The sequence below is a fragment of the Silicimonas algicola genome (assembly GCF_003970735.1).
In the GTDB taxonomy this organism is placed as follows: domain Bacteria; phylum Pseudomonadota; class Alphaproteobacteria; order Rhodobacterales; family Rhodobacteraceae; genus Silicimonas; species Silicimonas algicola.
Window position 1 is genome coordinate 137794 of the sequence record NZ_CP034588.1, and the last position, 22450, is coordinate 160243.

Consider the following 22450-nt stretch of genomic DNA (forward strand, 5'->3'; position numbering starts at 1 on the left):
CCCGTTCCCTTCATTCCGAATATGAGCACCCCATGATCTATGCGATCGGCGACATCCACGGCCACCTCGACAAGCTGAGGGCAGGCCATGACCTCATTGCGGAGGACGCCAGGCGTGCCGGCGTAGCGCGGCCGCGCGTTGTCCACATCGGCGACCTCGTCGACCGCGGTCCGGAGTCGCGCGGCGTCATCCAGTTCCTGATCGACGGCATCGCGCGGGGCGAGGACTGGATCGTGCTCTGCGGCAACCACGACCGACTGTTCCTCGACACGCTTGATGGCGGCGACGGGACGCACGCGCGGATGCGGGCGGGGATCTCGTGGCCGAGCCACGCTTTGGGCGGGAAGTCGACGCTGGAATCCTATGGGGTCAGGAAGAAGCTGCTGGAGGGAGACGCGTCGCTTCTCAAGAGGCTGCGGCGCGTCGTGCCCGAGGCGCATACGGATTTCCTTCGCACCCTTCCCCTGTGGTATCGCAAGGACGGGCGGATCTTCGTTCACGCCGGGATCCGGCCCGGCTTCCCGCTGGAGGCGCAGGAGCCCGACGACCTGATGTGGATCCGCGACGATTTCCTGTGGCACCTGGGCGACCACGAGGCGCTGATCGTCCACGGCCACACGCCGGTGGACGAGCCGACGCATTACGGCAACCGGGTCAACGTCGACACGGGCGCGGGGTGGGGGCATGATCTGATCCCGGTGGTCTTCGACGGCAAGGACGTCTTCGCGCTGCGGGTGGACGGGCGTCAGAAGTTGAAGGTGCCACGCTCACCGATCGTCAAGCCGCGCGGGGCATGATCCCGCAGTGGAACGAAACAGGAGACCGAAGGAATGGCCCAGAGACTGCACCTCGTGTTCGGCGGGGAGCTTGTCGATCCCGCGAAGAACGTCTTCCGAGATGTCGACGCGCTGCACATCGTCGGCATGTTTCCCGACTACCAAAGCGCCTACAACGCCTGGAAGGCCGAGGCGCAGCGGACCGTCGACAACGCGCACATGCGCTATTACATCGCGCATATTCACCGCCTGAGGGACGAAGAGGCCGAGGTGTCCCCGACCGAGGAGCTGGGATCCTGAACCTGGAGGACGGCTGGATCCTGAAGCGTCTGGGCCGGGCCGCGGCGCGGCTGCGGGGCACGACGCCGGATGAGCCGGAGACGGTGACCGCCTTCAGCGAGACGGAGCGGCGCGGACAGCCAAGCCGCGCGCGCCCCGAGGGACTGCTTCTGTGGATGCACGCCAGCACCCCGCCCGAGGCGGGGCCCGCCCCCGCCCTGGCGCGCGCGCTGTCGCGGCTGCGGCAAGAGCCGGTGTCCTGTCTCGTCACCACGGACGCCTACGGGCCGCTTCTGCCGTCGCTCGTCGCCGAGGCCATCCATCATGCCGCTCCGGACGAAAGCTCGGCGGCGATCCAGCGGTTTCTCGACCACTGGCGTCCGGACGTGGCGGTGGAGATGGGGGTGACGGACCGTCCGAAGCTGTTCGCCGCGATGGCCCGCCGCGATGTGCCGCTCTACCACGTCTCGCCCTCGCGCGAGGCGGTGGGAGCGCGGCGGCGCTATCCGGACTACCTGGGCGCGTTCAGGGCTTGCCTCGCGGTGTCGGCAAGCGAGGCGCAGGTGCTTCGACGCTCGCTGGGCGGAACCGGGACGCGGATCGAGATCACGGGGCCTCTCTGCGACACCATCCTCGCGCAACGCTGCAACCAGGCCGAATGCGACACGCTGGCCCAGCTTCTGGGCGGGCGGCCGGTGTGGCTGGCGGCGCAGGTGCGCGCGCACGAGACCGACGTGATCGAGGCGGCGCACCGCAAGGCGTTCCGCTCGGCGCATCGCCTGCTGCTGATCGTGACGCCCGCCGATCCCTCCGAAGCGCTGGCGATCCGCGCGCGGTTCGAGGCCGGGAACTGGCGCACCAGCCTGAGGAGCGAAGGCGGCGAGCCCGACCCCGAGGTGCAGGTCTATGTCGCCGACGGCGAGGACGAGATGGGGCTGTGGTACCGGCTGGCTCCCGCGACCTATATCGGCGGCACGCTGACGGACGGGCCTCCGCTGGCGGATCCCTTCGATCCGGCGGCGCTGGGTTCGGCGGTGCTGCACGGGCCGGCGATCGGTCAGGCGACCTCGCGCTTCGACCGGCTGAAGGCGTCGGGCGCGGTGATGGCCGTCGAGTCGCCCGATGCTCTGGGCGAGGCGGTGGTGACGCTTCTGGCGCCCGACAAGGCCGCGTCGCTGGCGCAGGCGGGCTGGGCGGTGACGACGGAAAGCGCCCATGTCGTCGAGTGGCTGACCGAGGACATCGACGTGGCGCTTGATGGGGAAGGGACGAAGTGAGGGCGCCCGGGTTCTGGTCGAACCCGCCTGCGCGGCCCGGATGGCAGGCGCTGGCGCTCGCCCCCCTTGCGTCGATCTATGCGGGTGCCACGGCGAGGCGTGTGGCGCGTCCCCCGGAGGTGACGGCAGGGGTGCCGGTGATCTGCGTCGGCAACCTGACGGCGGGCGGAACCGGCAAGACGCCGACGGTCATCGCCCTTCTGGAGCGGTTGGGCGCACAGGCCGCGCACGTGGTGACGCGCGGCTATGGCGGGAGCGCCGAGGGTCCGCTGCGCGTCGACGAACGGCAGCACGGCGCGGGCGAGGTGGGGGACGAGCCGCTTCTTCTCTCGGCCTTCGCGCCCGTCTGGGTGGCGAAGGACCGCGCTGCGGGTGTTCGGGCCGCGGAGGCCGCGGGTGCGGGTGTCATCCTTCTGGATGACGGGCTTCAGAATCCTGCGGTGGCGAAGACGCTGTCGGTCGTCGTGGTCGATGCGGAGGTGGGGTTTGGGAACGGACGGGTGATCCCGGCGGGACCGCTGCGCGAGCCGGTGGCGGCGGGCATGGCACGCGCCGACCTCGTGCTGACCATCGGCGGGGCGGCGGCGCAGGAGCGGTTCGGCGCGACCTGGGGCGGGGCCGTCACCGTGCCGCGCGCGACGGCGCATCTGGAGGTTCTGCGGACAGGCATGGACTGGGCCGGCCTGCGGGTGATGGCCTTCGCGGGGATCGGGCGGCCAGAGAAGTTCTTCGCCACTCTACGGGCCGAGGGTGCCGAGCTTCTGCGGGCGGAGGCGCTGGACGACCACCAGCCGCTGTCGGATGCGCTGATGAAGCGGCTCGAGATCGAGGCGGCGGCGCTGGGCGCGCAACTCGTGACGACCGAGAAGGATGCGGTGCGGCTGCCGTCGTCGTTCCGCCAGAAGGTGCTGACGCTGCCGGTGCGGCTGAGGTTCGACGAGGCCGCGGCGCTGGAGACGGCGTTGGGGCGGTTGGGCTTGTAAGGGGGCTCTGCCCCCGTCCCGGCCCTGAGCCAAGCTGCTTTCAGCCCGGCAAGATAGAAGCGATCCCACGCCTATTGAGGAGGGGCGCGGGATCGCCGGGAGTACAAGGCGTGTAAGCGCCTTGAGGAGCAGGGTATTGCAGGACAGGTCGATAAACAACGAACTGTTGACGTTGCGTAAGCCGTTTATCCGGCGGACGGCGAGACCCCGGCGCACGTAGAGGCGCTGCTTCGGGCGTGCTTGTGCCAGGCGTGCTGGGCGGGAAGAAGCCCGACGCCGTTCGACACGGCAAGACGCGCAGTCTCAGGCGCCTCTGATCCGGTCGCCGTCCGCGTCGAGGCCGGGGGCAGCGCGGAGGGGTGCGGTCTCGGCGTCGGAGAAGCGGAAGGGCGGCCGGACGAGGGGGACGCCGCTGTCCTCGGCCCTAAGGCCGCGCGCCTGCACCTGGGGGTCGGCGAAGACCTCGGCGAGATCGTTGATGGGGCCGGCGGGGATGCCGTGGGCCTCGCAGGCGGCGAGGATGTCGGCCTTGTCGCGCTTCTTCGTTTCGTCGGTCAGGGCGGCGATCAGGGTCTCGCGCCCCGCGACCCTGCCGGCGTTGGAGGCATAGGCCGGGTCGGTCGCGAGGTCGTCGCGGCCGAGAATGGCGCAGAGTCGACGATACTGGGCGTCGTTGCCGGTGGCGATGACGATCCAGCCGTCGGCGCAGTCGAAAACCTGGTAGGGCACGAGGTTCTGGTGCGCGTTGCCCATCCGGGTCGGCGGCGTGCCCGAGGCGAGGTAGTTCAGCGCCTGGTTCGCCATGATCGCCACGCCGCAGTCGAGGAGCGCCATGTCGATGTGCTGGCCCCGACCGGTCGTCTGGCGCTGGACCAGCGCGGCCTGGATCGCGATGACGGCGTAGAGGCCGGTGAAGATGTCGGTGACGGCGATGCCGGCCTTCTGGGGCTGGCCGACCGTGTCGCCGGTGATCGACATGAGCCCGCACATGCCCTGGATGATGTAGTCGTAGCCCGCCCGATGGGCGTAGGGTCCGGTCTGGCCGAAGCCGGTGATCGAGCAGTAGACGAGGCGGGGGTTGATCCTTGCGAGACTCTCGTAGTCGAGGCCGTACTTGGCGAGGCCGCCGACCTTGAAGTTCTCGATCAGGACATCGGCGTCGCGGACGAGGTTCTCGACCAGCGCGCGGCCCTCGGGGGTCTTGAAGTCGGCGGTGACGGACGCCTTGCCGCGGTTCGTGGAGTGGTAGTAGGCGGCCGAGACGTCGCCGTCGTGCTCGATGAAGGGCGGACCCCACTTGCGGGTGTCGTCGCCTTCGGGGCTTTCGACCTTGATGACCTCGGCGCCCAGGTCCGCGAGCGTCTGACCGGCCCAGGGGCCGGCCAGCACGCGCGCGAGTTCGATGACCTTCAGGCCGTGAAGGGGGGTCATCCCTCGGCGAGCGCTTTGTCGAGCGTCGCCTGGAATTCTTCCCAGGGCATGTTCGAGTACTTGGTGCCGTCGATGATGAAGGAGGGCGTCGAGTCGATGCCGTCGGCCTGCACGTTCTTCATGTAATAGGCATAGAGCGCCTGGGCGTTGTCGGCGTCCTGCAGGCACTGGTCGAGGTCGGCGTCGGCCAGGCCCGCCGTCTTGCCGATGCGGCGGAGCGAATCGACGATCTCGGCCGGGGTTTCCTTGCGGGCCCAGTCCTGCTGCTGGGCGTAGAGCATCTCGGCGATGCCGAAATAGCGGCTTTCGGCGTTCTCGCCGCAGCGCGCCACGATCGAGGCCCAGAGGCCCGGGCGGTCGAAGTAGACCTCGCGGTAGGTGAAGGCGACCTTGCCGGTGTCGATGTATTCGGCCTTGAGCTTCTTGAAGTTCTCGGCGTGGAAGTTGGCGCAGTGCGGGCAGGTGAACGAGGCGTACTCGATCAGCTTCACCGGCGCGTTCTGGTCGCCGAGCGTCATGTCGGCAATCATCGAGGTGTCGACGCTGGCCGCGTCCTGAGCGTAGGCCGCCATCGGGTCGGCGCCGGTCGCGGCGCGCTGGCCGTAGAGGAAGAAGCCTCCGAGCGCCACGAGGGCGAGGGCTGCGATAAGCGTCAGTCTGCGGGTCATGGGAAAGGTTACCTTGTTTACCGTTTGCTGTGAGATAGGACGTTCGCACCCAGGCGTTCAAGGGCATCGCGCAGGGCGGTGTCCTGCACCTCTGCGGCGGTCCGGGCGACTTCGGGCGTGACGGGCGCCTGATCGGGGTGCTGCCGGGGCGCCGGATCGAAGGCGGCGCGGCCTTCCGCGAAGCCGGTGGCGGCGGTCTGGGTGATGCGGATGCGCGAGATAGCGGCGTAGCCGTAGCAGGCGTTGACGCGCTCGCGCAGCGTTTCCTTCTGCATCTCGAGCATCGGCGCCTCGGCGCCCGTGGTCAGGAGCGTGAGCGTCGCCCCGAGACCGCCGCGTCCGTAGGTGACGTCGACGGGGCGGGCGATGCGGGCGATGTCGGGGCCTGCGACCTCGGCCCAGTGGGTGAGAAGGCGCGAGACGGCGAAACCGCGGCTTTCGCCGGCGGTGCGGATGCGCGAGGCGACGAGGCTCGAGGCCCTCTCGAAGCCCTTCATCCTTCGTCCGTCTCGTTTGTCGCGGGTCATCGTGGTCCTGCGCTTGCAATCCCGAAAGTCGGGCACATTCTAGGGATCGGTGGCCAGCGCGCCAGCCGAAAGCCCGTTGAGGAGCCGTAAAGATTGCGTGACCCAAGCGCGGACGATCTGCTGACCTGGTACGACCGGCACGCCCGCGTGCTGCCCTGGCGGGTGTCTCCGGCCGACCGGCGGGTGGGCGTGATGCCGGATCCCTACCGCGTGTGGCTGAGCGAAATCATGCTGCAGCAGACCACCGTCGCGGCGGTAAAGGCGTATTTCGAGCGGTTCACGACGCTTTGGCCGACGGTCGCGGGTCTGGCGGCGGCGCAGGATGCGGCCGTCATGGGCGAGTGGGCGGGGCTTGGGTATTACGCGCGGGCGCGGAACCTGCTGAAGGGTGCGCGGGCGGTGGTGGCGGAGCACGGCGGGCGCTTTCCCGAGACGCGCGACGGGTTGCTGACGCTGCCGGGGGTGGGGCCCTATACCGCGTCGGCGGTCGCGGCCATCGCCTTCGACCGGCCCGAGACGGTGGTCGACGGGAACGTCGAGCGCGTCATGGCGCGGGTGTTCCGGGTCGAGACGCCTTTGCCGGCGGCGAAGGGCGAGCTGACGGCACTGGCGGCGCGGCTGACGCCTAGGGAGCGGCCGGGAGACTATGCGCAGGCGGTGATGGACCTGGGCGCCACGGTCTGCACGCCGCGGTCGCCGGCCTGCGGGATCTGCCCGTGGATGGAGGGCTGCCGGGCACGGGCGGTGGGCGTGCAGGCGGAGCTTCCCTTGAAGGCCGCGAAGAAGGCGAAGCCGGTGCGCTTCGGGATCGCCTATCTCGCGCGGCGCGAGGACGGGGCCTGGCTGGTCGAGACGCGGCCCGACCGGGGGCTTCTGGGTGGCATGACGGGTTTCCCGGGGACCGAGTGGGACGAGGCCGCGCCGAAGCACGCGCCGCCGGTCGAGGCGGAGTGGCGCGATCCGGGCGGAGAGGTGCGGCACACCTTCACGCATTTCCACCTGGCGCTGGCGCTGAGGGTGGCCGAGGTGCCTCTCGACGCGATGGCGGAGAGGGGCGCGTTCCGGCCCGACCTGCGGCGGTCGGAGCTGCCGACGGTCATGCGGAAGGCCTTCGATCTTGCGTCGCGGGCGCTGGTGCAATCTTAATCCGGGCAGAGGGTCTTTTCGGCCCGCGATGGACGAGGACGATGCCGAAACCGCTTCTTGCCGGACTTGCCGGGGCCTTGCCGTTCTGGGCCTCGCTGATCCTATTGCCGCTGGCCTGGGTGTCTGCGATCCAGGGCGGCTGGACGGTGGTCCTTGTGCCGCTGGGATCGTGGGGGTTGTTCTCGCTTCTCGACGCCATCGGCGGGCTGCACCTTGGCAATGCCGATGTCGAGACGCCCGAAGAGGACCTGTTCTGGCACCGCGCGATCACGGTGATCTGGGCGCCGGCGCAATTGGTGACGGTGTTCGGCGCGATAGGCTACATGGTGCGGGCGGGGCATCTGGAGACCTGGGAGATGGTCGTCAACGCCTTCGGGCTGGGTATCCTGATGGGGGCCGTGGGCATCGTCTATGCGCATGAGCTGATGCATCAGCGCAGCCGGTTCGAGCGCTGGCTGGGCGACGTCCTGCTCGCCATGGCGCAGTATGGCCATTTCCGGAGCGAGCACCTGATCGTGCATCACCGCCATGTCGGCACGCCGAGGGACGCGGTGACGGCGCGTTACAACGAGAGCTTCCATCGCTTCTTCTTCCGGGTGCTGCCGCAGTCGCTGCGATCCGCGTGGCGCGCAGAGGCCGAGCGCTTGCGGCGGAAGGCGCTCCCTTCGTGGGATCGGTCGAATCCGTTCTGGCGCTATGCGACGCAGCAGCTTCTTTTCGTGCTGGCTGCCGTCATCGTGGGCGGCTGGACCGGGCTTGGGCTGTATCTTTTCGCGGCGCTGACGGCGATCTGGCAGCTGGAGCTGGTGAATTACATGGAGCACTACGGGCTGACGCGGAAGTATTTGGGCGGCGGCAAGTATGAACACGTCCGGCCGCACCATAGCTGGAACGCCTCGCACCGGGCGACGAACTGGCTGCTCATCAACCTCCAGCGCCATTCGGACCACCATGCGCGGCCCGACCGGCGGTTTCCGCTGTTGCAGACATATGGCGCGCACGAGGCGCCACAGCTTCCCTTCGGTTACGCGGTGATGGGCATCCTCGCGCTGGTCCCGCCGTTGTGGCGGCGGCGGATGAACCCCCTTGTGCGCCAGTGGCGGAAGACGTTCTATCCCGAGATAACCGATTGGCGCGCCTACACCTCGGCGAGCCATCCCTTGCCGCGGTGACGCCCGTGGCCTGACGAAGGAGACGGCATGACGTCCTTCGACGATCACCTTGACGACGTTCTTGCGGGGATCGAGGCCGAGGGCCTGACCAAGCAGGAGCGGCCTCTGACCTCGCCCCAGGGCACACACATCACGGTCGCGGGGCGCGAGATGCTGAACCTCTGCGCCAACAACTACCTCGGTCTTGCCGACCATCCGCGGCTGATCGCAGCCGCTAAGGCGGCGATGGACGACCACGGCTTCGGCATGGCCTCGGTGCGTTTCATCTGCGGGACGCAGGACTTGCACCGCGAGCTGGAGACACGGCTGGCGGAGTTTCTGGGGATGGAGGACTCGATCCTCTTCGCCGCCTGCTTCGACGCGAATGGCGGGGTGTTCGAGCCTTTGCTCGGACCGGAGGATGCGATCGTTTCGGATGCGCTGAACCACGCCTCGATCATCGACGGGATCCGGCTCTGCAAGGCGAAGCGGTATCGTTACGCAAACTCGGACATGGACGACCTCGAAGCGCAACTGAAGCAGGCGCGGGCGGACGGCGCGCGGTTCGTCATGATCGCGACGGATGGCGTGTTCTCGATGGATGGGTATCTGGCGAAGCTGCCCGAGATCCGCGCGCTGGCCGACAGGTACGACGCGCTGGTGATGGTGGACGACTGCCATGCGACGGGCTTCATGGGGCCGAGGGGGGCGGGGACGCCGTCGCATCACGGCGTGGAAGTCGACATCCTGACGGGGACTCTGGGGAAGGCGCTGGGCGGGGCTATCGGCGGGTATGTCGCCGCCTCACAGAAGGTGGTCGACCTTCTGCGGCAGAGGGCGCGGCCTTATCTTTTCTCGAACGCGCTGCCTCCGATGGTCGTTGCGGCGGGGATCGAGGCGATCAAGCTGGTGGAGGAGGGCGATACCCTGCGGGCGCGGCTGTTCGAGAATACGGCGCTGTGGCGGTCGCACCTGGAGCGGTCCGGGTTCGACCTTCTGCCCGGCGCGCATCCCATTGTGCCCGTGATGCTGGGCGAAGCGCGGCTGGCGCAGGACATGGCGGCGCGGCTGGGAGAGCTGGGGGTCTATGTCGCGGGGTTCTTCTTTCCGGTCGTGCCTAAGGGGCAGGCGCGGATCCGGACGCAGATGAACGCGGCCCTGACGCGGGAGGATCTGGATCGCGCGGCGGAGGCATTCGTGCAGGCGGGACGCGAGGTGGGGGCGCTATGAGCAACGAGATGAAGGCGCTGGCCAAGACGGCCCCCGCCCCCGGCCTCGACATGATCCGCGCGCCGGTGCCCGAGATCGGGCCGGATGACGTGCTGATCCGGGTGAAGAAGACAGGCATCTGCGGGACGGATATCCACATCTGGGACTGGGACGACTGGGCGGCGCGAACGGTTCCGGTGCCGCTGATCACCGGCCACGAGTTCGCGGGCGAGATCGTGGAACTGGGGAAGAACGTCGATGACCTGCACCTTGGCCAGCGCGTCAGCGGCGAGGGGCACCTGATCGGCAAGCACTCGCGGCAGTCGCGGTCGGGACGCTTCCACCTCGACCCCGAGACGCGGGGCATCGGGGTGAACGAGCAGGGGGCCTTCGCGGAGTACCTGCGGCTGCCGGCGTTCAACGCCATACCGCTGCCCGACGCCATCGATGACGAGATCGGCGCGATCCTCGATCCGCTCGGCAACGCGGTCCACACCGCGCTGTCCTTCGACCTCGTGGGCGAGGATGTCCTCATCACCGGGGCCGGCCCTATCGGCATCATGGCGGCGGCGGTGGCGCAGCATGTCGGCGCGCGGCATGTCGTCATCACGGACGTGAACCCGGACCGGCTGGCGCTGGCCGAGCAGGTGACGGACGTGGTCCCCGTCAACGTGGCCGAAGAGGATCTGCGCGAGGTCATGGCGGGGCTCAAGATGAAGGAAGGCTTCGACGTGGGCCTCGAGATGTCGGGCAACCAGAGGGCGCTCGACCAGATGGTCGAGGCGATGGTGATGGGCGGGCGGATCGCTCTCCTGGGCATCCCGCCCGGCAAGTCGCCGGTCGACTGGTCGCGCATCGTGTTCAAGGCGATCACGCTGAAGGGCGTCTACGGCCGCGAGATCTTCGAGACCTGGTACAAGATGATTGCGATGCTGGAGGACGGGCTGGACATACGCCGTGTCATCACGCACCGGATGCACGTCGACGACTTCCGCCGCGGCTTCGAGACGATGAAGTCGGGCAAGTCAGGCAAGATCGTCCTCGACTGGGAGTAACCTCATGGACCTGCTGTTCTGGATCGTGGCACTGGTGGCGCTGTTCTTCTTCTTCCGCTGGCTTCAGGGCCGGAGGAAGTAGTGCCGGCGGCTGAAAAGCCGCACTTCCCGGTACGGCGGGAACATGCGTCGCGGCAATCGGTTGTGATTGCCGATGCCCCGGACATGGGAAAGGACGCATGAAACGCCTGGCCGCCCCTCTTGCCATCTGCCTTCTGGCCGGTCCCCTCGTTGCACAAAGCGGCACCGGCTCGATCACTGGAACGCTGGATCTGGATCCCGCGCGCTGGATCGTCGCCAGTGCGGGAGAAGGGCCGACCAGCACCTGGACGGAGAACGACGGTAGAGTCGAGGTTCGTCTGGTCGGGACGCCCGACCCCGAAGGTGACGGCGGTCCCGGAACGCTGACCATCGAGATGCAGGTTCTGGCTGGGCCGGTGGAAGCGCGGGCAATCGATGCGCGGGTCGAACTTCAGCGGACCGATGGAACGTTGGTTGCCGGAAGCGAGAATGTCGACCTGTCCCTGAACGCCTTCCAATCGACAGGCGGTGACCTGGTGCTGGCGGGCAGTGTTGTCGCCACCCTGACGCCCGATCCCACTGGTGGGCTCGTGGTCGATCCGCAGGTCGGCGTCACGATCGACGGCAACTTTCAGGCGACCATCCGTGACGAGGCGGGGGCCAACTAGCGCTAACACTGAAGTGCGGGATGCTAGAGGCAGGGGGCTTGCCTAGCCGCCCGACTGCCACTCCATGACACCTTCGAGCGGCCAGAGCAACATCAACACGTTCAGGACGAGGCCGTCCCGGATCACCCAGGCCGTCAGCACCTCGAAGAAGATTACGAGCGCGACGCTGACCCAGACGGGAAGCACGCGGGCCAGCCAGAAGCCCAGGATCATGGCGAGGACGTCCGCGACCGTGTTCAGCACGCTGTCCCCGTAGTAGTCGAGCGAGATCGTGACGGCGCGGTAGCGCTCGATGATGGCGTCGGAGTTCTCGATGATCTCCCAGGCGCATTCGATCACGGTGGCGATGGTCAGGCGCCAGCCGAAGGACAGCCTCCGCGCGACCAGCCAGAGACCCGCGTAGAACAAGAGGCCGTGGATGATGTGGCTGGGGGTGTACCAGTCCGAGATGTGCTGGCTGTTCTCGCTCGACATCGTCTCGCCGTGCCACAGCTTGACGTAGCCGCATTCGCACCAGGGGACGCGCCCGATCCACAGTAGGTACAGCGCCGAGAGGGCGATGACCGCTGCGGTGACGAGGTGGGGCGTATAGGATCGATGCATGGCGCGACGGAATCACAGGGGCCGGAGTCCGTCCAGAAGTTTCGGGAGGACGGCTTGATGGACGCAGGCGAAAATCCCTGGCTCGCCATGGCGCTGAACAACGCCTGGGCGAACCGGACGCTTTACGATGCAGTGAAGGGGCTGTCTCAGGACGCGTTTATCGCGGACCGACCGGGGTTCTTTAGATCCCTCTGGAAGACGCTGAACCACGTCTACGAGGTCGACCTCTACTACATCGACGCGTTGGAGGCCGGCGGGCGGGGTCTTGCCGTCTACGACCGAGATGAGGTGCGCGATGCCGCCACGCTTTCCGTCCTACAGGCCGAGGCCGACATGCGCTTCGCGGCCTTCTGCCGCGCGATGACGCCGGAGCGGTTGAGTGAGACGCGGGTGACCGAGCGCGACGTGGGCCGGATCGAGGAGACCGTCGCGGCCCTGATCCTCCACCTCGTCCAGCACCAGGTGCATCACCGGGGGCAGGCGCACGTCCAGCTTCAGGACGCGGGCGTGGCGCCGCCGCAGCTCGACGAGTTCTACCTGGAGTATGACAGGGCGGAGACTGCCGGGGGCTATTGGCGCTAGCCCAGGCCCGACAATAACGTGGCCACGACTGGCACCTCCGGCGGTGACGACGGGCTAGGCTGGAACTGCGCAAGGAAGAAAAGATTGAACACGTGGGTGATTTTTCTCTTAACGCCGAGCGTTTTGGGCGGGCTAATGATTATAGCAAGCCTGACAATCAAAGATCACAGAAGCCAAGCCGTAGCGCTGCTGATCTTGAACATCATTTTGGTTTTAACCCTATTGACCTTACTGTCGTACTTTTCTGGCTCTGTGGAGCCAAACGATTTGTTTTATATGTTTTGCGCTGGAGCAGCCGTGGGGTTAATTCTTTTGTTAATTTCGTACAAAGTGCATTTTAGCAGAAAGGATTAGAATCCTATTCGTCGAATGACGTCTTACGGTGAATCACGTTCGATGCATTCCGTTGGTCCACAAACGCGTGCCGTACGGTGAACCGGTGATGATGGGCTCCTGCAGCTTGACGGGTGGTAATCTCTCAGGCTGGACCGGCCGGGGGCTATTGGCACTAGGCGAGGCCCGACAAGAGCGCCGCGTGGACCGCGCCGCCTGCGGTGACGACGCCCTCGGTCTGGCGGGCGGGGCTGTTGAAGGTCAGCGGGCGGCCGCGCCGGTCGGTGACCTCGCCCCCTGCCTCGGCGACCAGAAGCGCCCCGGCGGCGATGTCCCATTCCCAGGCCGGGCGAAGCGTCATCATGGCGTCGAAGCGGCCTTCGGCGACCAGCGCCATGCGATAGGCCAGGGACGGGCGGAAGTGCCGTTCGACGGGCGGCGGGCCGGCAGTCCAGAACTCGGGGCGGAAGCTGACCTTTGGGCTTAAGACAGTCGCGCCGTCGAGTTCGCCGCGCTCGGACGCCATGACCGATGCGCCGTTCAGGGTCGCGCCGCCGCCTTTGCGGGCGAGGTAGAGCTTGTCGCGGACCGGCAGGTAGACGCAGGCGGCGATGATGCGTCCCGCCTCGGCGATGGCGAGGGAGTGCGCCCAGGTCTTCTCGCCCGCCACGAAGGCTCGGGTGCCGTCGATGGGGTCGATGATGAACACCCGCTCGCGGTCGAGCCGGCTCATGTCGTCGGCGGTCTCCTCGCTGACCCAGCCATAGTCGGGCCGCGCGGCCAGGAGGCGCTGCTTCAGGTGAGTGTCGACGGCGAAGTCGGCCTCGGAAACCGGATCGTCGCCGCCCTTGTCCCAGACTTGCGGATCCTCGCGCCAGAAGCGCCGGGCGATCTCGCCCGCTTCGAGCGCGGTCTCGTGCAGGAGGTCAAGGTCAGTCGCCGGCAAGGACAAGACCTTCAACCAGGAGCGACGGCACGACGCGGCCCGTCCACGGCCGGGCGTCGTTCGCCGGCACGATAGAGCGCAGCATGTCGCGCAGGTTGCCCGCGATGGTGCATTCGTTGACCGGATAGGCGATCTGCCCCTTCTCGATCCAGAACCCCGAAGCGCCGCGCGAGTAATCGCCCGTCGTCGCGTTGATCGACGAGCCGATGAGCGAGGTCACCAGAAGCCCGGTGCCCATGTCGCGGATCAGGTCGTCGCGCGTGGCGTCGCCCTGAGTCAGCGCGATGTTGCTGAGGGTGGGAGACGGCGGCGAGGACGGGCCACGCCCGGCGCTGGCCGTGCTTTGCATCCCGAGTTGGCGGGCGGTGGCGAGGTCGAGCGTCCAGCCATTGAGGCGTCCGTCGGTGACGATCTCGCGGCGGGCCGTCCGAAGGCCCTCGCCGTCGAAAGGCTTCGAGCCCGACGTGCGGACGCGGTGCGGTTCCTCGACGATGGAGAGGGTATCCGGCAGAACCTGCTCGCCCAGGAGGCCACGCAGCCAGGAGCTGCCGCGCGCGACGGAAGCGCCGTTGGCGGCCGAGAGGAGGTGCCCGATCAGCCCCGCCGCGACACGTTCGTCGTAGAGGACGGGGAAGGCGCCGGTCTTCGGCTTCCGCGCCCCCGCGCGCGACAGTGTGCGCTCGGCAGCGAGGCGACCCACCTCTTCGGGCGTGGGCAGGTCGGCGCCGTAGATCCGCGCCTCGCCGTAGTGGTCACGCTCCATCTTCGTGCCTTCGCCCGTGATGGCCACGCAATAGAGCGAGTGCGACGACCGCGCGTATCCGCCCGAAAAGCCGTTGGTGGCGGCGAGGTGGATGCGGGTGCGGTGGTAGGAGGCGGCGGCGGACTGGACCTGTGCGATGCCCTCGTGCGACAGGGCGGTCGCCTCGGCACGGCGGGCGGCGTCTTCCAGGTCGGCGGGGGAGGGTTCGGGCGCGTCCTCGCAAAGGTCGAGGCCGATTGCGTCGCGGGTATCGGACAGCTCTGCGGGATCGGCGAGGCCGATGAAGGGATCCTCGGGCGCGATCCGCGCCATTGCCACGGCACGTTCGGCCATTTCAGCCAGAGTCTCGGGCTTGGTGTCCGAGGCCGAGACGCAGGCCTGCCTTTGCCCAAGGAGGACGCGGAGGCCGATCTCGACGCCTTCGGCGCGCTCGGCCTGTTCGAGGGCCCCGGCGCGCACGTCGATCGACACGGCGCGCCCGTCGGTCGCGATGGCGTCGGCGGCGTCGGCCCCGGCCTTGCGGGCGGCGGTCAGGAGGTCTGCTGTGAGCTGGGAGAGGTTCTGCATGGCGACGAGGTAGTCCCTGAGGACAGGCGCTTCAAGCGACCTGCGGCGGGCGGGGCATCACTTGATGCGCTGCCCGTTGGCGTTGACCGTTCCGTCCGGCGCGAACTCGATCGTCGAGACCAGCGTGTCCGAGCCGGCTCCGGGCCGGGTGAAGACGCCCAACATCATCCTCAGACCCATCGTCTCCTCGGAGGAGAGAAGCTCGAGGTCGGCCAGGCTGTCGAGGAGCCCGTTGAGCCCTACGAGCCGCGCGTCGAGACGACCCTCGGTAGAGAGCGTCGCCCCCTCGATCCGGCTGGTGATCTCTCCCGAGCCGGTGAGGTCGAGACCGGCGCCCAGGACGCGGAGGGTCTTTAGTTTCGCGACGATTTCAGGGTAGGGCCTCGCGGTTGCGTCCTCATCGAAGAAGTCGATGGCGACGATGGTGGTTCCCGCAATGTCCAGCGCGAGAGAGATGGGATCGCGGGGGATCTTGCGGATCGGATCGAACAGCGACCACATCTCGTCGTTGAAGGTCAAGCCGGCAAGCCCGAAGCGCATCGAATAGGGCTGAGGTTCGGCCTTTGCGAGGAGCGGGAACTCGATGGCGACCTCGAAGGCGTCGAGGGCATAGGACAGCCGGTCCACGGGCACGTCGGGGACCGCGAGGGCATAATCCGTGACGTTGCCCCGGGCCTCCAGCGAGAACAGGGCCCTGTCCTCGGAAAATGAGAGCTCGACCGACGCCCCCTGATCGGACGAGGCAAAGGCGGCGGCACCCTCCGGCATCTCGATCGTCCCGGTCGCCTCGACGCTGTCGTATCCGAAGTCGGCGCTGATGCGCTCGCCATTGTGCAGCGGCGGGGTGATCGCCCCGTCCTCGTCGGAGTGGTTCACGCGCACGTCCCAGGCCAGACGGACGCCAGTGCCCCTGGCTTCCATGTCCAGCCTTCCATCCTCGTCGGACGTGTCCGACGATTGGATCCACAGGATCTTGCCCAAGGCGAGGTCGAGACTGTGGCGCGGAATGTCGCCGCCCTCGTAGCTTGATGCGGCTGCCAGGTTGCCGATGGTCACCGCGATGTCTGCGTCGCCGGTCGCGATGCCGGATGCGTCAGATCCGCTCGCCGTGTCGAAGAGGCTGGCAACGTAGAGGTGCCCGACATCGAGCGTCATCCTGTGCATTCCGCGGCCCTGGTTCGACCGCATGAAGGTCGCCGCGACGTCCTCGAGGTCGAAGGCCGTTTCCTCGACGCGGTCGTCCTCGAGCCCCGTCACGTCGACGCCTTCGAGGCTCAGGCTGCCGGCGACAAGGTCGTGGCCCAGGTCGCCCGGCGTGCCCGATACGATGTGCCGTACGCCGTCGAAGAGGAAGCTCGCGCTGACGAGTACGGGCTGGTCCGTTCCGGACTGGATACGGATCTCGACAGGCAGGCGGTTGGGGTAGACGAAGCGGACGGCGCCGTCCGGTTGTTCGACGAGGTCGACGCCGCCGAGGGTGATCTCGGTCCGCTCGTCCGGGTTCTCGGAGGTGAGCTTGAAGCCCCGGACCTCGAGGCGGTCGGCGCCGCGCGCGGTGCCGGTCGTCTCCACCTCGAAGTTGCCGAAGAGCGAGAGCAGGCTCAAGTGTTCGGTCAGCGCGTCTTCGGCCGTCAGGGCGATGGCGGCCGAAGGTGAAGCGGCGAAGAGAAGGGCGGCGAGGGTCCGTCGCATGGAGCGAAGGCAACGGGCCCGGCCTTGCGGCGCGGGCCCGTCCCGCGTCACTTGATGCGCTGGCCGTTCGCCATGATCGAGCCGTCTTCATTGAACTCGATGGTCGAGACAAGGGTGTCGTCGCCATCGCCCGGACGGGCGAAGAGGCCCATCATCATGCGTGCGCCCATGGCCTGATCTTCGGGCACGAGGCCCATGCCGACCAGAGTGTCGAGAAGGCCGTTGCCGCCCGTCAGCATCATGTTGAGAACGCCAGACGGCACGGGCATCGGCGAGGAGTTGTCGAAGGTGAAGTCGCCGTCGCCCGTGAGCCGCGCGCCCGCGACGGACAGCTCGATCTCGTTGACGTTGAGAGCGTCGAGCTGGCCCGGAACCTCGCCGCTGTCCGCGAATTCGGGGTCGAACACGTCGGCCGACAGCACGCCCTCGCCGTCGATGTCGATGATTAGCGTCGCCGGGTCATGCGCAAGCTGGCCGGCGGGATCGAACATGTTCCAGATCATCGGATCGATCTCGAGGCCCTTCATCGCCATGCGAAGGCCGAAGTCCTGGCTTTCCTCGCCTGGCACCACGGGCATGGCGAAACGGCCCTCGGACTCGGCCAGCTTGAAGGTCATCGGCGGGAAGGGGATCGACGATCCGCCGACGGTCAGAGTGATGTCGCGGTTCATGCCGCCATAGTCGAGACCGTCCTCGTTCATCTTGAACTGGAAGTCGCCCTCGGCGACCGCGACCGCGCCTTCCATCGTGCCATCGGGGGAATCGACGTTGAAGGTATAGGTCGTGGGGCCGAAGGCGGCGGTGCCCTCGGTCCGGTTGCCGTTTCTGATCGATTCGGCGAAGGAGGCCATCAGGTCCTGCTGCCCGACCGAGCCGCTGTAGCTGCTGGTCAGGTCCTGGCTCGATCCTTCGAAGCGGAAATGGCCCGGCTCCTCGCCCTCCTCGACATTGGCGTCGACGGCGAAGGTGAGGCTCTCGGTTGCGAACTCGGCCGTATAGTCGCGCACGGCGCCCGCCGCGAGCTCGGTGAAGCCGGTGAGGTTCACGAAAGCCACGTCGACGGACATGTCCATGTCCTTGGCTTCCTCGGGCGCGAGGAACTCGATCTCGGTCACCGCGACGCGCTCGATGTCGAAGTCGTAGCGGATCAGCTCGGTCGAGCCCGACGCCGTCACGTCCGCCCCGGTCAGGCTGATCGAGATCGACATCTCGAACGTCTCGCCATCCTCAGACGTGCCGCTGACGGTCATCGGCATCACTGCCGGGTACTCGACCTTGACCGTGCCGTCGCCTTGCTCGACGAGGCGGACGCCGCCCATGCTGACCTTGAAATTGCCCTCGCCCGCCATAGCCGAGGCGACGAGCGATCCGACGCTCAGGGTGTCGCCCGAGCGGTTCTGGTCCATGACCTCGGCGGTGAAGCCGTACATCTCGATCTGGCTGATCTGGTCGGCAAGAACCTCCTCGGCGGTCAGGTCGGCCAGCGCAGGGCCGGCCATCAGGGCCAGCACGGAGGTCATCGTCAGGGTGCGGTGAAAAGTCATAGGCGTTATCCGGTGATCTGATTGCGTTTAATATCGGCGACGTTCCGAGGCGGAACCCGAGCGGTCAAGAAAACCCTGACCCTCGCGCCGTCGACAGGCCGAACGTGACCGTGATAGCACGCAGTGCGGCCAAAAGGAGGCAAAATATATGGAAGCCGATGGCAAAACCGTGATCATTTCGGGAGCGAGCCGAGGCATAGGCGCCGCGGCGGCCGAGACGTTCGTCGGCGCGGGTGCGCGTGTCGTCCTGTTGGCGCGTGGCGCGGATGCCATTCGCGATCTGGCCGGGCGTCTGGGCGAGGCGGCGCTTGCCGTGCCGTGCGACGTGGCGCGCTACGACGAGGTGGCGGGCGCGGTGGCCGAGGCCGAGGCGAAATTCGGGCCGGTAGACGTCCTCGTCAACAACGCGGGGGTGATCGAGCCGATCGCGCATCTCGCGTCGTCCGACCCGGCAGGATGGGGCACGGCGATCGACGTCAACCTGAAGGGTGTCTACCACGGGATGCGCGCCGTCCTGCCCGGCATGATCGCTCGCGGGCGGGGGACGATCCTGACCGTGTCGTCGGGCGCGGCCCACAGCCCGGTCGAGGCCTGGTCGCATTATTGCGCGTCGAAGGCGGGGGCGGCGATGCTGACGCGGTCCGCGCATCTTGAGGCCGGGCCGTCCGGCGTGCGGGTCATGGGGCTGTCGCCCGGAACGGTGGCGACCGAAATGCAGCGCGAGATCAAGGCAAGCGGGATCAACCCGGTCTCTCGGCTGGAGTGGTCGGACCACGTCCCGCCCGAGTGGCCGGCGAAGGCTCTTTTGTGGATGTGCGGCCCGGAAGCGGACGAGTTCCTGGGACAGGAGATCTCGTTGAGGGACGAGGGCATCCGCGCCCGGCTGGGGCTGGCGCGATGATCGACGTGGCGACCGAGGGCGGGCTGCGCATCCTGACGCTCGACCGGCAGGAGAAGGCGAACGCGCTGACCCGCGAGATGCTCGTGGCGCTTGCCGAGCAGGTCGAGGAGGCGGCCTCGGACGAGGCGGTGAAGGCACTTGTGCTGACCGGGAGGGGCAAGGTGTTCTCGGCCGGCGCGGACCTCGAGGCGGCACGGGCGGGCCTGGCCACCGACCCGGCGTGGGAGCGGCTGTCGGGCGCCATCGCCCTGGCGCCGATCCTGACGATTGCGGCGCTGAACGGCACGGCGGCGGGCGGGGCACTGGGGATGGTGCTGGCCTGCGACCTGCGGGTGGCCGTGCCGACCGCGTCGATCTTCTACCCGGTGATGCGGCTGGGTTTCCTTCCCCAGCCGTCGGACCCCGAAAGGCTGGCCGCACTGGTCGGCCCGGCGCGGGCGAAGCTGATCCTGATGGCGGGTCAGAAGATCGGCGCGGCGGAGGCGTTGGCGATGGGCCTGATCGACCGGATCGACGAGGACCCGCTGGCGGCGGCCCGTGCGCTTGCCGCCGACGTCCTGGCGGCCGACCCCCGCCATGTGGCGGAGATCAAGGACATGCTCTGAGGCTTCAGGCGCCGGGCGCGCGGGCCCAGGCGCGGGCCGCTTCCAGATCGGACATGGCAAAGGTGCGGACCGTCAGCGGCATCACCGTGCTCGCGGCGCGGGTCATGAAGCCGATCCAGGGAATATCCGACACGACGGCGGCATGGCTGACATTGCGGAGGTGCTTGATGTCGAACTTCACGCCGTCGAGCACCGTGGTCGGGTCGAAGCCCTCGAAGCGTTCGATGACCTCCACGATGCGGATGGTGCCGTGCTTTTCGATGAAGGCTTCCAGCTTGGGAAGGATTTCGTCCATGTCGTGTTCGGTGACACGGCCCAGCACCTGGATCTCGGCCACGGGCAGGGATTTGTCTTCGGTATAGATGCAGGACATTGGCAGGTCTCCTTTTCCGTTTCGACGATGGCGCAGGCCGGGCGGCGGCGCCTTGATCAAGGTCAGCCCGGAACGCGGTCGCCGAAGATGGCCGAACCGACACGGACATGGGTGGCGCCATGGGCGATGGCTTCCTCGAAATCTCCCGACATGCCCATGCTGAGGCCGGTGAGGCCGTTGCGCTCTGCAATTTTCGCCAGAGCCGCGAAGTGGGGAGCCGGCGCGTCGTCGACCGGCGGGATGCACATGAGGCCTCTCGGCGGGAGTTTCAGATTGCGGCAGAGCGCGACCAGAGCGTCGGCTTCATCGATGTGACAGCCGGCCTTCTGGTCCTCGCCGCCGGTGTTCACCTGGACGAAGATGTCGGCACACCTCCCCATCTCTTCGGCGAGACGCGCGATGGTTTGCGCGAGCTTCGGGCGGTCGACCGTGTGGATGGCGTCGAAAAGCTCCATCGCGGCGCGGGCCTTGTTGGTCTGGAGCGGACCTATCAGGTGAAGCTCGACGCCATCGAATTCCTCGCGGAGGGCGGGCCACTTACCCTGCGCTTCCTGTACGCGGTTCTCGCCGAAGATGCGGTGACCCTCGGCCAGCACAGCCTCGACCCGGTCGAGCGGCTGGACCTTGGACACGGCGATAAGGGTGACGCCGGACGGATCACGCCCGTGGCGGGCGCAGGCGGCTTCGAGGCGGTCGCGGATGTCCGAAAGGCTCATGCCCCCATCTGCCAAAAAGAAAAGAGCGGGCGCAAGGCCCGCTCTTTCCGTCATCCGATCCTGGAAGGATCAGAATTCCATCGAGACACCGAGGTCCCACACGGTTTCGAAGCCGTTGTCGCCGACACCGCCAGCGAGTTCCGCGCCGCCGAGATCGTAGGCAAAGCCGAGACCCATCGCAGCGTCGGTCGAGTTGTCGTGGTCCGAGTAGCCGAAGGTCACGGTGGTGGCGCCCATGCCGTAGGACAGGACAACGCCGTAGCCCGAGCCAAGGCCGTCAGAGTCTTCGTAGTAGATGTCGAAGCCAGCGCCCGAGAAGGTGCCGCTCAGGTCGACGGCGTAGGTGTCGCCGTTGCCCGCATCGGTCTGGTCTTCGTAGCCGACGCCGACCGCGAAGTCACCAAGGCCAACCTTGACGCCGACTGCGACGTCTTCGGCACCGGTGTCACGGCTGTGCGACAGGAACAGACCGAAGTCGCCGGCCTGATACTGATACAGGACCGAGTCGCCACCGGAGGTGCCATCGCCACGGGCCTGCTCGGCCACGTTGTCGATGCCGATGCCGTCGTAGCCGATGTCGGCCAGACCAGCGACCTTCTGGAGCGCGTCATCCACGTCGCCGACGGTCAGTTTGCCGAACGCGCCGGAGATGTAGACTTCCTGGTTGTCGATCTCGAGGTCTTCGAGAAGCAGCAGGTCCAGACCGAAGGTCAGGCCGGTGTCCGTGGTGCCTTCAGCCGAGAAGCTGATATCCAGGTCGTAGTTGACGACCACGTCTTCGGCGTCGCCGTCGATGTCGATGTCGTCGGCAACAACGCCGTTGTCTTGCAGCCAGATGCCAGCCTTACCGCCGACCGTAACTTCCGCAGCGGCGAGACCAGCCCAGAATACCAGGGCGGTCGAAGCCAGAAGAACCTTTTTCATCGTTTTTTTCCCTCGTGTGTAAAAGGTGCGTCTCAATCCGGTCGCACCGAACTGATTGACACCGTATTTCCCTCCACCCGACCTAGATTGCAAGCAAGCCTCCCCGGCCCTTTCCAGACTCCAAGCGGATGGTGTTCTTCTTGCCACAGTGAATTTGCCCGGCCAACCGTTTTCATCAAGCAGGGAAAGACCTTGTCGGTCACGGGGGCGTCGGGTAGTCATGTCTGGACCTAGGAGAGGGGGCGTTGATGGGACTTCCGGCAGACAGACCGACGCGCGCCGTCCTGGCAGTCCTGATGGTGGCTCTCACCCTGTCCGGATGCGGTCGCTTCGCCTCGACTCCTATCGAGCGGGAGGCACGCACGGGCACCTCGATCACCGACATATTCCTGAACGACGCCGATCCGAACGTGACGGTCGAGGTCAACAAGTACCTCTGGAACGCCTCGCTCGACGTGCTGAACTTCCTGCCGATCCAGTCGGCCGATCCCTTCACTGGCGTGATCTCGACCGGATACGGCACGCCTCCCGGCGGCGGCACCGCATATCGCGCCACGATCTACGTCCGCGACCCGGCGCTGGAAGCGCGGTCGCTGTCCATCGCGCTGGCCACGCGCTCGGGCCCCGTGCCGACGGCGACGGCCCGCGCCGTCGAGGACGCTATCCTGACGCGCGCCCGCCAGCTTCGGATGCAGGACATGCGTCTCTAG

General features: G+C 67.4%; 25 protein-coding genes. 14 read left to right on the forward strand and 11 right to left on the reverse strand.

The annotated features are described in order from the left end of the window. Positions 1-32 precede the first annotated feature (32 nt). From EF888_RS00745 to lpxK, 4 genes are all read left to right on the forward strand, one after another. Positions 33-797, forward strand: coding sequence for a metallophosphoesterase (locus EF888_RS00745; protein WP_109760621.1), 765 nt, complete (start codon positions 33-35; stop codon positions 795-797). 33 nt (positions 798-830) lie between these two features. Next, on the forward strand, positions 831-1076 hold the full coding sequence (locus EF888_RS00750) for a DUF4170 domain-containing protein (RefSeq protein ID WP_109760620.1): 246 nt from the start codon (positions 831-833) through the stop codon (positions 1074-1076). A gap of 83 nt (positions 1077-1159) precedes the next feature. Beyond that, entirely contained in the window at positions 1160-2332 is a 1173-nt protein-coding gene (locus EF888_RS00755) for a 3-deoxy-D-manno-octulosonic acid transferase (protein ID WP_109760619.1), read from the forward strand. After that, entirely contained in the window at positions 2329-3315 is a 987-nt protein-coding gene (lpxK, locus tag EF888_RS00760) for a tetraacyldisaccharide 4'-kinase (RefSeq protein ID WP_109760618.1), read from the forward strand. Before EF888_RS00755 ends, lpxK begins: the two co-directional genes overlap by 4 nt. Before the next feature lie 303 nt (positions 3316-3618). Here the strand turns inward: lpxK and EF888_RS00765 are convergent, their stop codons facing one another. Genes EF888_RS00765 through EF888_RS00775 form a run of 3 tightly spaced genes read right to left on the reverse strand, consistent with a single transcriptional unit; the run spans position 3619 to position 5941 of the window. Beyond that, complete coding sequence (locus tag EF888_RS00765) at positions 3619-4746, reverse strand: CaiB/BaiF CoA transferase family protein (RefSeq protein ID WP_109760617.1); 1128 nt, start codon at positions 4744-4746, stop codon at positions 3619-3621. Then, positions 4743-5414 carry a DsbA family protein gene (locus EF888_RS00770; RefSeq protein WP_109760616.1) on the reverse strand — a complete coding sequence of 224 codons (672 nt, stop codon included), beginning with the start codon at positions 5412-5414 and terminating at the stop codon, positions 4743-4745. The genes EF888_RS00765 and EF888_RS00770 overlap by 4 nt, the downstream gene beginning before the upstream one ends. A 17-nt stretch (positions 5415-5431) precedes the next feature. Further along, positions 5432-5941, reverse strand: coding sequence for a DUF721 domain-containing protein (locus tag EF888_RS00775; RefSeq protein ID WP_206508389.1), 510 nt, complete (start codon positions 5939-5941; stop codon positions 5432-5434). A 93-nt stretch (positions 5942-6034) separates the two neighbouring features. Here EF888_RS00775 and mutY point away from each other — a divergent pair, with 93 nt between their 5' ends. The 5 genes from mutY (at position 6035) to EF888_RS00800 (ending at position 11191) form a co-directional block, all read left to right on the forward strand. Next, complete coding sequence (gene mutY, locus EF888_RS00780; RefSeq protein WP_109760614.1) at positions 6035-7087, forward strand: A/G-specific adenine glycosylase; 1053 nt, start codon at positions 6035-6037, stop codon at positions 7085-7087. 41 nt (positions 7088-7128) lie between these two features. Next, on the forward strand, positions 7129-8259 hold the full coding sequence (locus EF888_RS00785; RefSeq protein WP_109760613.1) for an alkane 1-monooxygenase: 1131 nt from the start codon (positions 7129-7131) through the stop codon (positions 8257-8259). A 27-nt stretch (positions 8260-8286) separates the two neighbouring features. Next, a complete protein-coding gene (locus tag EF888_RS00790; protein WP_109760612.1) occupies positions 8287-9468 on the forward strand; it encodes a glycine C-acetyltransferase in 1182 nt (393 codons plus the stop codon). After that, the gene (gene tdh / locus EF888_RS00795) at positions 9465-10502 is read left to right on the forward strand and encodes an L-threonine 3-dehydrogenase (protein ID WP_109760611.1); all 1038 of its coding nucleotides are present in this window, start codon (positions 9465-9467) and stop codon (positions 10500-10502) included. Before EF888_RS00790 ends, tdh begins: the two co-directional genes overlap by 4 nt. A gap of 179 nt (positions 10503-10681) precedes the next feature. Continuing rightward, entirely contained in the window at positions 10682-11191 is a 510-nt protein-coding gene (locus EF888_RS00800; protein ID WP_109760610.1) for a hypothetical protein, read from the forward strand. Between the two features lie 42 nt (positions 11192-11233). Here the strand turns inward: EF888_RS00800 and EF888_RS00805 are convergent, their stop codons facing one another. Further along, positions 11234-11794 carry a DUF2585 domain-containing protein gene (locus tag EF888_RS00805; RefSeq protein ID WP_109760609.1) on the reverse strand — a complete coding sequence of 187 codons (561 nt, stop codon included), beginning with the start codon at positions 11792-11794 and terminating at the stop codon, positions 11234-11236. 57 nt (positions 11795-11851) lie between these two features. On the opposite strand from EF888_RS00805, the gene EF888_RS00810 reads away from it, so the two are divergent. Then, positions 11852-12376 carry a DinB family protein gene (locus tag EF888_RS00810; protein ID WP_109760676.1) on the forward strand — a complete coding sequence of 175 codons (525 nt, stop codon included), beginning with the start codon at positions 11852-11854 and terminating at the stop codon, positions 12374-12376. A gap of 92 nt (positions 12377-12468) precedes the next feature. Then, positions 12469-12717 (forward strand): hypothetical protein, encoded by a 249-nt coding sequence (locus EF888_RS00815; protein WP_126918450.1) that lies wholly within the window; start codon positions 12469-12471, stop codon positions 12715-12717. Positions 12718-12884: 167 nt separating this feature from the next. Here the strand turns inward: EF888_RS00815 and EF888_RS00820 are convergent, their stop codons facing one another. From EF888_RS00820 to EF888_RS00835, 4 genes are read right to left on the reverse strand one after another with little or no spacing between them, the layout of a single operon-like run. Then, on the reverse strand, positions 12885-13655 hold the full coding sequence (locus EF888_RS00820) for an inositol monophosphatase family protein (RefSeq protein ID WP_109760607.1): 771 nt from the start codon (positions 13653-13655) through the stop codon (positions 12885-12887). Next, complete coding sequence (locus EF888_RS00825) at positions 13642-14985, reverse strand: TldD/PmbA family protein (RefSeq protein ID WP_109760606.1); 1344 nt, start codon at positions 14983-14985, stop codon at positions 13642-13644. The genes EF888_RS00820 and EF888_RS00825 overlap by 14 nt, the downstream gene beginning before the upstream one ends. Positions 14986-15042: 57 nt before the next feature. After that, positions 15043-16677 (reverse strand): hypothetical protein, encoded by a 1635-nt coding sequence (locus tag EF888_RS00830; protein ID WP_109760605.1) that lies wholly within the window; start codon positions 16675-16677, stop codon positions 15043-15045. 47 nt (positions 16678-16724) lie between these two features. Then, positions 16725-18221, reverse strand: coding sequence for a DUF2125 domain-containing protein (locus EF888_RS00835; protein ID WP_109760604.1), 1497 nt, complete (start codon positions 18219-18221; stop codon positions 16725-16727). A gap of 148 nt (positions 18222-18369) precedes the next feature. Here EF888_RS00835 and EF888_RS00840 point away from each other — a divergent pair, with 148 nt between their 5' ends. Further along, entirely contained in the window at positions 18370-19122 is a 753-nt protein-coding gene (locus EF888_RS00840; protein ID WP_109760603.1) for an SDR family oxidoreductase, read from the forward strand. Next, complete coding sequence (locus EF888_RS00845; protein ID WP_109760602.1) at positions 19119-19727, forward strand: enoyl-CoA hydratase/isomerase family protein; 609 nt, start codon at positions 19119-19121, stop codon at positions 19725-19727. Before EF888_RS00840 ends, EF888_RS00845 begins: the two co-directional genes overlap by 4 nt. 4 nt (positions 19728-19731) lie before the next feature. On the opposite strand, the gene EF888_RS00850 is transcribed toward EF888_RS00845, so the two are convergent. From EF888_RS00850 to EF888_RS00860, 3 genes are all read right to left on the reverse strand, one after another. Beyond that, a complete protein-coding gene (locus tag EF888_RS00850; RefSeq protein WP_109760601.1) occupies positions 19732-20100 on the reverse strand; it encodes a SpoIIAA family protein in 369 nt (122 codons plus the stop codon). A 62-nt stretch (positions 20101-20162) separates the two neighbouring features. Further along, positions 20163-20816 carry a YggS family pyridoxal phosphate-dependent enzyme gene (locus tag EF888_RS00855; protein ID WP_109760675.1) on the reverse strand — a complete coding sequence of 218 codons (654 nt, stop codon included), beginning with the start codon at positions 20814-20816 and terminating at the stop codon, positions 20163-20165. A 69-nt stretch (positions 20817-20885) separates the two neighbouring features. Further along, positions 20886-21740: a porin gene (locus EF888_RS00860; RefSeq protein ID WP_164721531.1), complete on the reverse strand. Its 855-nt coding sequence runs from the start codon at positions 21738-21740 to the stop codon at positions 20886-20888. A 248-nt stretch (positions 21741-21988) separates the two neighbouring features. On the opposite strand from EF888_RS00860, the gene EF888_RS00865 reads away from it, so the two are divergent. Next, the gene (locus tag EF888_RS00865) at positions 21989-22450 is read left to right on the forward strand and encodes a DUF3576 domain-containing protein (RefSeq protein ID WP_109760599.1); all 462 of its coding nucleotides are present in this window, start codon (positions 21989-21991) and stop codon (positions 22448-22450) included.